This window comes from Veillonella fallax (assembly GCF_020687175.1).
GTDB lineage: Bacteria > Bacillota > Negativicutes > Veillonellales > Veillonellaceae > Veillonella > Veillonella fallax.
Genome location: NZ_JAJEQD010000020.1, coordinates 1 through 12,478 on the forward strand (window position 1 = coordinate 1; position 12,478 = coordinate 12,478).

Genomic DNA, 12,478 nt, shown 5'->3' on the forward strand with positions numbered 1-12,478 from the left:
CGAACACAGTAGTTAAGCTCATAAACGCCGAAAGTACTTGGCTGGAGACGGCCTGGGAGGATAGGAAGCCGCTGATTGACTAAAATAAAAAGGTCTACCTAAAGGTAGGCCTTTTTATTTTTGCTAGTCTTCGACTAGCTAATCCTGCTAGAGCCGTCTCCAGCCAAGGTTGTACAAGTATTATCTATGTGTATTTAACAATACAGACGGCGTGGGAAGCCTAGGGCAATAGGGCGTAAAGGAGCGCAGCGACGCGTACGTCCATTGCATCAGGTTCGACGAAGCCCTAAAGGATGTGCTGTCCATTAAAACATTGTATTATATATTGCCATGGGCGAGTGTGATAGGAAGCCGCGGCTAGTGGTAGGAGGCAAATCATATCCATCCAGTAACGCGGTGCGAAGTACCAATGTTACTGAACCGTACAACTGTTGAGCTTCTTCAAATACTTGTAATTAAACGATACCGCTGTGCGTAGCACCTATGGTATCGAACCTCAAACTAGTTGAGTAAATTCAAATATATGTAAATTAAAGGCTTTATTCAGATATAATGTGAGACAATATTATCAAACAATAAGATCGTTGAGTATCTTTAAATTATATAATTAAAATAACCGCTATAATTATAAATCATAGCGGTTATTTATAACATTGTATTATTAATTATATATACAAAAAAAGAGCCGCCGAAGCGACTCTAGATTTATTATTCTACACCAACCATTACGCTAGTGGATTTGATAACAGCCACAACTTCTTTGCCTACTGTTAAGCCCAATTCTTTAACAGATTGAACTGTAATGTCAGCAGTAATGATATTATCGTTACCTACATTAATTTTCACAATTGCATTTACGGCACCTTCTTGAATTTCTACGATAGTACCTTTTAATTGGTTTCTTGCGCTTAATTTCATATTTGGCTCCTTATAAGAATTATATAATACATTCAAATTTATATTTATTATATCATTATATATAAAAAAGGCCATGATGTATATCACATCATGGCCTTTTTTATGCATGGAGCGGGCGAAGGGAATCGAACCCTCCTCTCAAGCTTGGGAAGCTCGCATTCTACCGATGAACTACGCCCGCAGGATGTACATATTGTATCATATATGTATCTATACATTCAAGTAAAGTTAGTCGTCATGAATATACCTATAGTGGTAGTTGTATTGTATTGTTATAACAATAGAGGTATAAAGTAATAGAAAAGGAGGCATATGTATGTCAAAGATTTATAAAATCCATAAATGGTTATCTATAATATCTGTAGTGTTTTTCTTAATGTTTTGTATTACTGGGCTTATCCTTATGTTTAGGACTGAGTTAAATGCATGGGCTCAAGGAGGAACACACAATACTTCATCATCTATGGCTATGAGTCAACAAGAAATGTCAATTTTTAATTATGCTGATGAAGGAGCTTCATTAGTTAAGCAAACCTATCCATCTAAGGATATTTTAAATATTTCTCCTGCTATGGGGGCTGGACATATTTTACGTTATCGTATTATTGATTCAGCTGCTACCATAGCTCCTCCAGCACGTATGGGAATGGGTGGTGACTATGCATTATATAATCCTAATACGAAAGCTCTCATTACTACGCATCATGAAACATCTGCTCATCCTTGGGTGCGCAGTATATTACATACTCTTCATCAACTACATACGCGATTAGATCTCGGAAAAACTGGGATTTATATTGTAACAATTTTATCTTTTTTATGTGCTTTATCGATTATTTCTGGTATTTTCTTATATGGTCCATTTCGTAAAAGTTTTGCAAAATCTGCAGTATTGTCAAATCATATGAAATTAAGTTCATTGCATCGAGAGTTTGCAATGGTTGCTACTGTATGGGGATTTATCTTATGTATTACAGGTGTATGGATAGGTGGATTTTTTATTGCCAATGACAGCTATAATGCAGATGTACTACATACTGCAAAGCAAGAGCTTTCATCGGATCAATCCGAAATTTTACAACCATCTGAAGCTATTTCTCGCATTATGAAAGCTTATCCAGATCGTCAGCTTATATCTATTGATTATCCATCCAAATTTAATGACCATCACTATGCATTTTATTTAGGTGCTGAAAATGATGATGATCCTGCTATGTTTTTGGGACAGCCTGTCTATGCTAATTTACATGCTGATTCTGCTAAGGATATGTATTCTACAAAAACAATACCATGGTATTTTACTGGTATGACTACAATGATTAATCTCCATATTCATAATCATAATACAATGGTGCTTAAAATATTATGGGCCATCTGGGATATAGTTCTTATTATAGGTATTATAACAGGCATTATGATGACTATTATAAAGAAATTTGTTAAATCTCGTGCTATGGAATCTAGAGCACCCGTTGAGATACAACATGTTTGGCGTAAACCTATCCTTTATTGTATTTTAGTTCTCCTAGGTTTTATTGTGCCTCTTTGGTCTAATCCAATCACAAATAGTATAGCTGCCATTTGTTTAAGCATTCCACTTATTGGATTCTTAATTTCTCTGATCAGAGGGAATAATTATTAATCAGTATTTTATTAGCTTGCTCCATAAGTATAAGTATGTCGCAAATGTTTGATTACTCTAGACTTAATCCGCATGGTTCATCATTAGTTTATTGATTATTTTCGAAATGAAATGATATAATTAATTTAAATAAATAGTTTTTATGTATGAAAACCTGTATTTATATTTATATTAAAGAAAGTGGTAGTTACTATGAATTATATAAAAGCATTTATTCAGTCTGAATCATCTGGCGGTATTATGCTCTTATTAGCCGCTATTCTTGGTGTTATTACAGCAAATTCTCCTCTAGCAGAACAGTATTTCTCCTTAATGCATGTGTTTTGGGGACCTATGGATATACTGGAGTGGGTAAATGATGGATTAATGGCTCTTTTCTTCCTATATGTAGGGCTAGCAATTAAATCCGAAATGATTTCTGGTGAGCTGAATACAAATTCAAAACGACTACTACCAGTATTAGCTGCTCTTGCAGGCGTTGTGACACCAGCTTTAGTATATTTCTTAATTGCTGGATCTGTGCCTGAGTATACTCATGGTTGGGGAATTCCAACAGCTACTGATATTGCATTTGCCATAGGTGTAATTATGATGCTCGGTAAGCGTGTATCACATGCTATGAAAGCATTTCTTTCTGCATTGGCGGTTATAGATGATTTAATTGCTATTATTGTTATAGCTATCTTTTATGGTGCTGGTGTTGATTTCCCATACTTGATTGGTGCTGCTATCGTTACAGGTGCATTGTGGTATACTAATAAACAGGGGTATGTGAGACCTGTATTATATGGTGTATTAGGTGCAGCTCTCTGGTACTTTGTATTAAAGTCTGGTGTTCATGCAACCATTGCAGGTGTTGTCTTAGCTATGACTATTCCTGCAACAGGTAAACTTGATGGTGAAACAGTATATCCTATGCTTAAATGGGCTGATAAACTGAAGAACTGGGTTAATTTCTTGATTATTCCTTTATTTAGTTTCTTAAATGCTGGTGTATCCTTTGCTGATGTTTCAGCCGATCACCTATTCCATCCTGTTGTACTAGGTGTTTCATTAGGTCTTATTTTAGGTAAACAGTTTGGTATTTTTTCTGCTGTTTTCGTTTTGGTTAAATCTAAAATTATCAAGATGCCTACTAATACAACATGGCCAGAGGTTTATGGTACAGCCATTGTTTGTGGTATTGGTTTTACTATGAGCTTATTTGTGGCCACATTGGCATTTCCACCTGGTGTAACTCAAGAAATGTCTAAAATTGGTATCTTTATAGGATCTATTATTTCTGGTTTATTAGGTGCTATAGTTTTAATTGTGGCTTACAAAATAAGATCTATTAAGAACAAATAATAAACTTATTATATTAGGAAGGAATCATATGGAACGGATATTTGTACTTTTACGTTCTCCTGGTTCGGCTACTGCCGTTTTATTAGGAGCTACACTTATTGCATTAATCGTAGCGAATTCTCCATTGGCAACACAATATATGTCTCTGGTTAATTTAAAACTAGGTCCATTAACAACGATGGAGTGGGTTAATGATGCATTAATGGCGATTTTTTTCCTCTTTGTTGGATTAGAAGTAAAACGTGAATTGGTAAGTGGTGAGCTTAATACGAATGCTAAGCGTATCATGCCAGGTATTGCTGCATTATTTGGTGTGTTAGTACCTGCTATTATTTATTATCTTATTGCAGGCTCTAGTGAAGTGTATGTTCATGGTTGGGCTATTCCAACAGCGACAGACATTGCTTTTGCTATAGGTGTTATAACTGCATTGGGATCTAGAGTTCCTAACTCTATGAAGGTCTTTTTGACCGCCTTAGCTGTTATTGATGATTTGATTGCTATTATCGTTATTGCTATATTCTATGCATCAAATCTGAATCTTTTCTATTTATTTGGTGCCGTTGTTGTAACGGGTTTATTGATTTACTGTAATCGGTCTGGTTATGTTAGATCTTTATCCTATATCATTCTTGGTTTGATTCTATGGTATTGTATACTTCGCTCTGGATTACATGCTACTATGGCCGGTGTAATCTTGGCGATGACAATTCCAGAACGCGGTAAGATTGGTCGTAAATATGTTAGACCAATGCAACATTGGGAACATTATTTATCTAACTGGGTAAGCTTTGTGATTGTTCCTATTTTTGCTTTCTTTAATGCCGGTGTAAGTCTTGCTGGATTCGGTGTAGCAGATTTAACACATCCTGTTGTTTTAGGTGTTGCACTAGGCCTTATTTTAGGTAAACAAATCGGTATCTTTGGTGCTATGTTTGGGATGATCAAGTTAGGTATTGTACCTATGCCAGCAGAAGCTAACTGGAAATTTATTTATGGTACCTCCATTGTATGTGGTATTGGTTTTACTATGAGTATATTTGTTTCTGTTTTAGCTTTTGATCCAGGTCATGCTCAAGAGATGGCTAAGGGTGGCGTATTAATAGGTTCCATCATTTCTGCCGTTATTGGCTATATTTACTTACGCATTATTGGTGCTAAGCGTAAGGAATGCCATATAGGTGTATATCATAACTGCTAAAATTAAATAGTTATTATAAAAGTCTCCATTATTGACTGTCTATAAAATCAAAACGTAAAAACTTTACTTGATTAGGTAGACTTTAATGGAGATTTTTCATTGCTATACTATATTTCTATGATATATATGTAGTACTAGATTTGAGATATAGTTAAAAACGTGCATTATATATGCATTTTTTGTATTGCTATCTCAATATGGTTTATAGATTATTTAAAACTGTATAGTATACTACTGGTGTAAGGTGAGGTGTATATGGTTAAGAAAATAATTATCGCATGTACGCTTGTTTGTATGACTACAATGGTATCTTCCATATCATTGGCAAAAACGATTGATCGGGGACAACGGGGGCACCATGTTAGCAAGGTGCAAACCATGTTAAAGCATCAAGGTTTTTTACATGATTCTGTAGATGGTATTTACGGTCATAATACGGAACAAGCTGTACGGAAATTTCAAAAGTCAAAGGGACTCGCTGTAGATGGTCGCGTTGGTCCTAGTACGATGAATGCTTTAGAAAAGATGGAGACTCGTTATGGTGGACATGGTACAGAATTAAGTCATAATGGTGTACCAAATAAATACTCTCGCGTTTTAACTATGCAAGCTAGTGCTTATTCTGCTCAAGATCCTGGCAATGGTAATTATACGGCTACAGGTAGTCGCTTAAAGAAGGGCATCGTATCTGTAGATCCAAAATTAATTCCATTAGGTACGCGATTATACATTGAAGGTTATGGTTATGCTGTAGCTGATGATGTTGGTGGCGCTATCAAAGGTCATAGAATTGACTTAGCTTATGATTCTCGTTCTGAAGCATTGCAGTTTGGTCGTCAAACTGTGAAGGTTTACGTTTTATAATAAAAACTCTCTAGTACATATAATAGTGTAATAGACTATAAGGTCTAAACTTACAGTATTACATGAGGACTAGAGAGTTTTTATTTTGCCGAATTATAGTGTTTCTATAACCTCGAATATTCGGAAATTATGGTATAATAAATATAGATATATTTGAAATAACTCATGACATTTGTTACATGAGTGTAATCAATAGTTATATGATGAATGGTAAAGGAAATTTTATGGATAAAGTACGGCGCGTGGAACGCATGGTGGCAATGACTAAATTGTTAGTTGATTCACCGCAAAAATTGATTCCTTTAAATTATTTCTGTGATTTCTTTGGCATGGCAAAGTCTACGGTTAGTGAAGACTTAACCTGTGTGAGACAGTCTATGGAGCATTTTCAGCTTGGTACATTAGAAACCGTAGCTGGCGTAGCAGGCGGAGTGCGTTTCATTCCTCATCGTAAGGGTGCTCAAGCTAATGATATTTTACGAGATGTGCAAGCTCGCTTGATGGAGCCAGACCGTATCATTCCTGGTGGGTTTATTTACATGTCTGATATTTTATATGATTGGCATGTAATGACACGCCTTGGGGAAATTATTATGACCCGTTTTATGGACCGCAACCCTGATTATATTCTGACCGTTGAAACAAAGGGGATTCCGTTAGCTGTCATGGTAGCACGAGCTTTCAACAAACCTCTCGTCATTGCTCGTCGTGATAGTAAGGTAACAGAAGGGTCCGCTATTAGTATTAACTATGTAACAGGATCTTCTGGTCGTATTCAAACGATGACGCTTACGAAGAGAGCTATTCCTCCAAATGCTAGGGTTTTAATTATCGATGATTTTATGAAAGCAGGGGGCACTGCAAAAGGTCTTAAAGAACTTGTTTTAGAAATGAGTGGTGTCGTTGTTGGGACCGGTGTTCTTGTAGCAACGGCAGAGCCAAATCCAAAATTAATCGATGATTATGAATCATTATTTACTTTCTATGGCATCGATGAAAATACAAAGAAAATAAGTATAGAGCCAGTATTTGATGAAGAATAAACGATTAATATTACATCCATTATAGTTAGCTATAATAACTATATATTGAGTTTTAGTCTGCTGGCTAATATGATTAGATTAATAGTGTAAATGGTCTAGATATAAGAGATAACAGATAGGAGATTACTATGAATATTGCAAGCCTTATTTTAGCTGCTGGTAAGGGTACACGCATGAAGTCTAAGTTGCCAAAGGTATTGCACAAGGTTGGTGGTAAGGCGATGGTAGAGCGCGTTCTTGAAACGGTTCAGTCTATCGGTACAAATCGCGATGTGGTTATCGTAGGCTTTGGCGGTGATGCGGTACATAATTACTTGGGGGACCGCGCTGAATTTGTTCGTCAAGAAGAGCAAAATGGTACAGGTCATGCTGTAAAAATGGCTCAACCAGTACTTGGCGATTATGATGGTACTATCTTATTACTTTGTGGCGATACACCACTTGTTACAAAAGAAAGTTTAGAAGCACTGTTAGAAGAACATAAAAATTCTGGTGCAGCAGCGACAATTTTAACAGCTCATATGCCAGATCCAACAGGTTATGGCCGTATTATCCGCAATGAAGAAGGTTCTGTAGTTCGCATTGTAGAGCAAAAAGATGGTAAACCAGAGGAATTAGCTGTTCAAGAAGTTAATACAGGCATGTATGCTTTTGATAGTAAAAAATTATGGCCTTGCTTAGACCAATTATCTGATGATAATGCACAAGGTGAATTGTATATCACAGATGTAGTTGGTATTCTTGTAAATGGTGGCGACAAGGTAAGCGCATATATGACAAAGGACTTTGAAGAGTCTCTAGGCGTAAACTCTCGCTTGCAATTAGCGGAAGCCGAAGCTATTTTGAAACATCGTAAAAATGTTGAGCTAATGACAGCTGGTGTTACTATTATTGATCCAGCCAATACATATGTAGCTCCAGAGGTAACAGTAGGAGCTGATACAATCTTGCATCCTGGCACAATCCTCGAAGGAAATACTGTCATTGGTGAGCGCTGTGAAATTGGTCCACATACTCGTTTGACGAATGTAAAAGTAGGTAATGATACGATTATTCACTTCACATATGGTCATGACTGCGAAGTAAAAGACGGTGTAGATGTAGGTCCATATGTTCACTTGCGCCCTAATACCGTGCTTGGTAATAAGGTTCATGTAGGTAACTTCGTAGAGGTTAAAAACTCCAATGTTGGGGAAGGTACTAAGTTCCCACATCTTTCCTATATCGGCGACAGCGACGTAGGCTCTGGTGTTAATATTGGCTGCGGTACGATTACTGTAAACTATGATGGTAAAGTTAAACATCGTACGACAATTGGCGATGGTGCTTTTGTAGGCTGTAATAGTAATTTAGTAGCTCCTGTAACAGTAGGTAATTATAGCTATGTAGGTGCAGGTTCTACCATTACTAAAAATGTACCAGATAAGGCGTTAGCCGTAGGCCGTAGCAAGCAAATTGTGAAAGAAAATTGGGTAACTGATGATACTTTCAAAAAGAAATAAAAAAATATTATAATTTTTTAACACAATTAGGGCAAAATAGTATACAATAAAAAGGCAATAGTGTGTATCTGTAATGGATGATTATGGATAAGTAACCAGTATAGGAACAAATGAAAGGGTAACAAAATGGCATTTGAAGACGGCAAAAAACTTAAAATTTTCACAGGTAATGCGAATCCTGCATTGGCAAAGGAAATTTGTGATTATTTAGGTTTGCCTTTAGGTGAAGCATTTGTAGGTCGCTTTAATAATGGCGAAGTACAAATTATGATTGATGAAAGCGTACGTGGCAAAGATGTATTTATCATTCAACCAACTAGCTATCCTGTAAACGACAATTTGATGGAATTAATGGTTATGGCTGATGCGTTGAAACGCGCTTCTGCACGCCATATTACTGCTGTAGTACCTTACTATGGCTATGCTCGCCAAGACCGTAAGACTCGTGGCCGTGAACCAATCACAGCAAAATTAGTAGCAAACTTGATGCAAACATCTGGTATTACACGTCTTGTAACAATCGACTTGCATGCAGGTCAAATTCAAGGCTTCTTTGATGTGCCTGTAGATCATTTATATGGTGCTTCTATTTTGGCTAAATACATTAATGAAAAAAATCTTGAAGATGTGATTGTTGTATCTCCAGACCTTGGCGGTGTAACTCGTGCTCGTGATTTGGCTGACCGCATCGGTGCGCCAATCGCAATTATCGAGAAAAAACGTCCTGAACCAGGCGTAGCTAAAGTTATGAACCTTATTGGCGATGTAAAAGGTAAAAACTGCATCATCGTTGACGATATTGTAGATACAGCAGGTTCCCTTGTAGAAGGCGCTAAAGCATTAGAAGAATTTGGTGCAAAATCTGTTATGGCTGCTGTTACCCATGCTGTATTAACAGATCCAGCAAGTGAACGTATTGCAAACTCTAACATTAAAGAGCTTATCGTAACAAACACAATGCCATTGCCAGAAAATTGCAAATTAGACAATGTAACTCAATTATCTGTAGCTCCATTATTGGGCGAAGCAATTATGCGTATCTTTCATGAAGTTTCAGTAAGTAATTTATTTGATAAATAATAGGTGATTCTTGAAATTAGTAGTAGGCCTTGGTAATCCAGGCAAGCAATATGAAGCGACAAAACATAATATTGGATTTATGGTTATCGATGCCATTGCCGATAGCGTACCTCACACGCCTTGGAAAGAGGAACAACGTGCAGAGGTGTGCAGTATTACTGTAGATGGTGAGAAGGTATTGCTTGTAAAGCCACAAACATTTATGAATGCCAGTGGTGAGTCTGTCGGTCCCTTGATGCGGTATTATAAGATTGACCCATCTGATGTGTATTGCATTTATGATGATATGGATTTACCGGTAGGCAAATTACGTATTCGACTAAATGGTAGTTCTGGTGGGCATAATGGGATTAAATCCTTGATTTCCCATATAGGCACAGAAAACTTTCCACGTTTCCGCGTAGGTATTGGCCGTCCATTACCACAATGGACTGTCATTGATCATGTGTTAGCACCATTTAGTGAAGAATCACAAGAGAAGGTACAAAAAGGTATCAAGGATACTGTGAAAGCAGTCTTAGGTACTTTAGAGGTGGGCATCGATAAAGGGATGAATCAATTTAATCCTAAGCGTCGTCCACAGCGATAAATAACATGCATAAGGGCATGAGTCTCATTGAGATTCATGCCTTTTTTACGAGGTACATATGAGTAATCAAGAAAGAATGCCTTTTGTAGAGGCCTTAGAATCATATAAAAAACAACATTTTGTGCCTTTTCATACACCAGGCCATAAGATTGGTGTAGAAGCACCTCAACTACTAAAAGACTGGATGGGGCCAGCATTACCATATGACTTAGGTGTTATGTATGCCTTAGATGATTTACATGAACCTGAAGGGGAATTAAAAGAGGCTCAGGACTTAACAGCCCAGTTATATGGAGCTGATCATTGTTGGTTCTCCATTAATGGTACTACTGCTTTAATTGAAGCGATGATTATGGGCACCGTAGGTCCTGATGAAACCATTATTATTCCTCGAGAAGCACATCGTTCCGTTATTAGTGGATTAGTGTTATCTGGTGCCAAGCCTATCTATATGGATTGCCAATTTGATGCTCGTTGGGGGATTCCATTAGGCGTATCGTTGGAGGATGCTGTTAAAACCATGGATGCCCATCCAGAGGCAAAGGCGATTCTCTTAGTGTATCCAAACTATTATGGTGTAGGTGTAGATATTGTAAATATTGTAAAAGAAGCGCATAAACGAGGAGTGATTGTTCTTGTTGATGAAGCTCACGGACCTCATTTACCATTTTCAAAAAATTTACCTATCGAGGCCATTGCAGCAGGTGCAGACTTAGTAGCACAAAGCACACATAAATCGGTAGGTTCATTAACACAAACATCATGGCTATTAGGGCAAGGTGAAAGACTTAATAAACGTCGCATTACACAAATGCATCAAATGTTACAAAGTACGAGCCCAAATTATATTTTTCTTGCTTCCTTAGATATGGCTCGCCATCAATTGGCTACAGTAGGTGAAGACCTAATTCGTCGAACCGTGGAATTGAGCTTATATTTACGTAGTGAATTACATAAGATTTCTGGTATTACTACTATGGAATACAGAGACATAGAAGATCGAGTGGTAAACTATGACTGTACCAAGGTACTCATCGATGCTAAAGAACTAGGTCTTACAGGTGTTGCATTTGAACGGATGTTACGAGACCATCGTATTGAGGTGGAGTTAGTACAAGCTCATCATGTGCTAGTACTCATTACCATTGGTGATACAAAAGAGTCAATAACGGCTCTTATTCAAGCAGTACAAGCTATCAGCGATACGGTGTTAAGTACATCTTATAAATCAAATAATATAAAGGATGAGAATTTGCAAAATCTTAGCAAACATTCAGCAGTATTGCCTGAGCCTATTGTAAGAGTAACGCCTCGCAATGCTATGTATGCCAATCGGGAGCAAGTACGGTTACAAGACGCACTTCATCGTATAGCAGGTGAGACTATTGCTTATTATCCTCCAGGTATTCCTTGTGTAGCAGTAGGTGAAGTGATTAGTGAGTCTGTGTTACAATATATAGAGAAGCGTAAGGCTCTAGGTTATGTACCGAATGGGGCTGATGATATGACATTGGAAACAATTTGGGTGTTACAGGAGTAATTATGGGGACTTTAATCATACTAGAAGGTGGAGATGGCAGCGGTAAGGCTACGCAAACTAAACTATTAGTAGAGCGATTAACCAAGGAAGGTCATGCAGTTAAATCTGTAAGCTTTCCGAATTATGATAGCGGTGCTGCTATGCCTATAAAAATGTATCTAGCTGGAGAATTTGGCAAAGATGTGCATGATGTAAATCCTTATGTGGCAAGCTCTATGTACGCTATCGATCGCTTTGCTTCCTTTAGAACTGATTGGGAACAGTTCTATAAAAATGGGGGCATCATCATTGCAGATCGTTATACGACATCTAATATGGTGCACCAAATGGTAAAATACGACGATCAGAAGGAACGTACTGCATTTTTAGATTGGCTTGAAGACTTTGAGTTTAATAAATTTGGCTTGCCTACACCTGATGCAGTATGTCTCTTAGATATGCCTCTTGAAGTGAGTGAAGCTCTTATGGCAGAGCGCACTGGTAAAACGGGAGGTAATACAGGGGATATTCATGAAGGAAATCATCAGTATTTAGTAGCTGTTCACGATGCTTATGAAGAGCTAGTAGAACGCTATCAATGGCACCGTATTCCATGTGCTATTAAAGATGGTGCTGGTCAATATGGGTTACGTACCATAGAAGATATTCATAACGATGTATATCAAGCAGTAGTAAATCTACTACCTTAGGATAGGGCGACTCTTTTAAAAGTCGCCTTTTTCTTATATAATATTAATATTGAGCATGTATTG

The 12,478-nt window shown here is 37.3% G+C and carries 11 protein-coding genes and 1 tRNA gene; 10 read left to right on the plus strand and 2 right to left on the minus strand.

All coding sequences use genetic code 11. From position 1 onward, the window contains the following. Positions 1 to 708: 708 nt before the first annotated feature. Positions 709 to 918, minus strand: coding sequence for a TOBE domain-containing protein (locus LKD20_RS08475; protein ID WP_227721474.1), 210 nt, complete (start codon positions 916 to 918; stop codon positions 709 to 711). Positions 919 to 1,025: 107 nt separating this feature from the next. Beyond that, positions 1,026 to 1,099: transfer RNA gene (locus LKD20_RS08480), tRNA-Gly, on the minus strand. A 135-nt stretch (positions 1,100 to 1,234) separates the two neighbouring features. Between LKD20_RS08480 and LKD20_RS08485 the strand changes: the two genes are divergently transcribed. From LKD20_RS08485 to LKD20_RS08530, 10 genes are all read left to right on the plus strand, one after another. Next, positions 1,235 to 2,560, plus strand: coding sequence for a PepSY-associated TM helix domain-containing protein (locus LKD20_RS08485; RefSeq protein ID WP_227721475.1), 1,326 nt, complete (start codon positions 1,235 to 1,237; stop codon positions 2,558 to 2,560). 192 nt (positions 2,561 to 2,752) lie between these two features. Then, positions 2,753 to 3,907 (plus strand): Na+/H+ antiporter NhaA, encoded by a 1,155-nt coding sequence (nhaA, locus tag LKD20_RS08490; RefSeq protein WP_119209060.1) that lies wholly within the window; start codon positions 2,753 to 2,755, stop codon positions 3,905 to 3,907. Positions 3,908 to 3,935: 28 nt separating this feature from the next. Beyond that, a complete protein-coding gene (nhaA, locus tag LKD20_RS08495; RefSeq protein WP_227721476.1) occupies positions 3,936 to 5,108 on the plus strand; it encodes a Na+/H+ antiporter NhaA in 1,173 nt (390 codons plus the stop codon). Positions 5,109 to 5,363: 255 nt separating this feature from the next. Then, positions 5,364 to 5,972 (plus strand): peptidoglycan-binding protein, encoded by a 609-nt coding sequence (locus LKD20_RS08500; RefSeq protein WP_227721477.1) that lies wholly within the window; start codon positions 5,364 to 5,366, stop codon positions 5,970 to 5,972. 224 nt (positions 5,973 to 6,196) lie between these two features. After that, positions 6,197 to 7,015, plus strand: coding sequence for a pur operon repressor (gene purR / locus LKD20_RS08505; protein ID WP_227721478.1), 819 nt, complete (start codon positions 6,197 to 6,199; stop codon positions 7,013 to 7,015). A gap of 128 nt (positions 7,016 to 7,143) precedes the next feature. Further along, positions 7,144 to 8,517: a bifunctional UDP-N-acetylglucosamine diphosphorylase/glucosamine-1-phosphate N-acetyltransferase GlmU gene (gene glmU / locus LKD20_RS08510; protein ID WP_227721479.1), complete on the plus strand. Its 1,374-nt coding sequence runs from the start codon at positions 7,144 to 7,146 to the stop codon at positions 8,515 to 8,517. Between the two features lie 126 nt (positions 8,518 to 8,643). Beyond that, entirely contained in the window at positions 8,644 to 9,597 is a 954-nt protein-coding gene (locus tag LKD20_RS08515) for a ribose-phosphate diphosphokinase (protein ID WP_005387130.1), read from the plus strand. Positions 9,598 to 9,607: 10 nt separating this feature from the next. Next, complete coding sequence (pth, locus tag LKD20_RS08520) at positions 9,608 to 10,186, plus strand: aminoacyl-tRNA hydrolase (RefSeq protein WP_227721480.1); 579 nt, start codon at positions 9,608 to 9,610, stop codon at positions 10,184 to 10,186. 58 nt (positions 10,187 to 10,244) lie between these two features. Further along, positions 10,245 to 11,726: an aminotransferase class I/II-fold pyridoxal phosphate-dependent enzyme gene (locus tag LKD20_RS08525; RefSeq protein WP_227721481.1), complete on the plus strand. Its 1,482-nt coding sequence runs from the start codon at positions 10,245 to 10,247 to the stop codon at positions 11,724 to 11,726. Positions 11,727 to 11,728: 2 nt separating this feature from the next. Continuing rightward, positions 11,729 to 12,415: a dTMP kinase gene (locus tag LKD20_RS08530; RefSeq protein ID WP_227721482.1), complete on the plus strand. Its 687-nt coding sequence runs from the start codon at positions 11,729 to 11,731 to the stop codon at positions 12,413 to 12,415. The last annotated feature ends 63 nt before the right edge of the window (positions 12,416 to 12,478 follow it).

Excerpts from the sequence above, each read along its gene's own strand:
- LKD20_RS08475 (WP_227721474.1), bottom strand. The coding sequence starts at position 918 with ATGAAATTAAGCGCAAGAAACCAATTAAAAGGTACTATCGTAGAAATT.
- LKD20_RS08485 (WP_227721475.1), top strand. The coding sequence starts at position 1,235 with ATGTCAAAGATTTATAAAATCCATAAATGGTTATCTATAATATCTGTA.
- nhaA (WP_119209060.1), top strand. The coding sequence starts at position 2,753 with ATGAATTATATAAAAGCATTTATTCAGTCTGAATCATCTGGCGGTATT.
- nhaA (WP_227721476.1), top strand. The coding sequence starts at position 3,936 with ATGGAACGGATATTTGTACTTTTACGTTCTCCTGGTTCGGCTACTGCC.
- LKD20_RS08500 (WP_227721477.1), top strand. The coding sequence starts at position 5,364 with ATGGTTAAGAAAATAATTATCGCATGTACGCTTGTTTGTATGACTACA.
- purR (WP_227721478.1), top strand. The coding sequence starts at position 6,197 with ATGGATAAAGTACGGCGCGTGGAACGCATGGTGGCAATGACTAAATTG.
- glmU (WP_227721479.1), top strand. The coding sequence starts at position 7,144 with ATGAATATTGCAAGCCTTATTTTAGCTGCTGGTAAGGGTACACGCATG.
- LKD20_RS08515 (WP_005387130.1), top strand. The coding sequence starts at position 8,644 with ATGGCATTTGAAGACGGCAAAAAACTTAAAATTTTCACAGGTAATGCG.
- LKD20_RS08525 (WP_227721481.1), top strand. The coding sequence starts at position 10,245 with ATGAGTAATCAAGAAAGAATGCCTTTTGTAGAGGCCTTAGAATCATAT.
- LKD20_RS08530 (WP_227721482.1), top strand. The coding sequence starts at position 11,729 with ATGGGGACTTTAATCATACTAGAAGGTGGAGATGGCAGCGGTAAGGCT.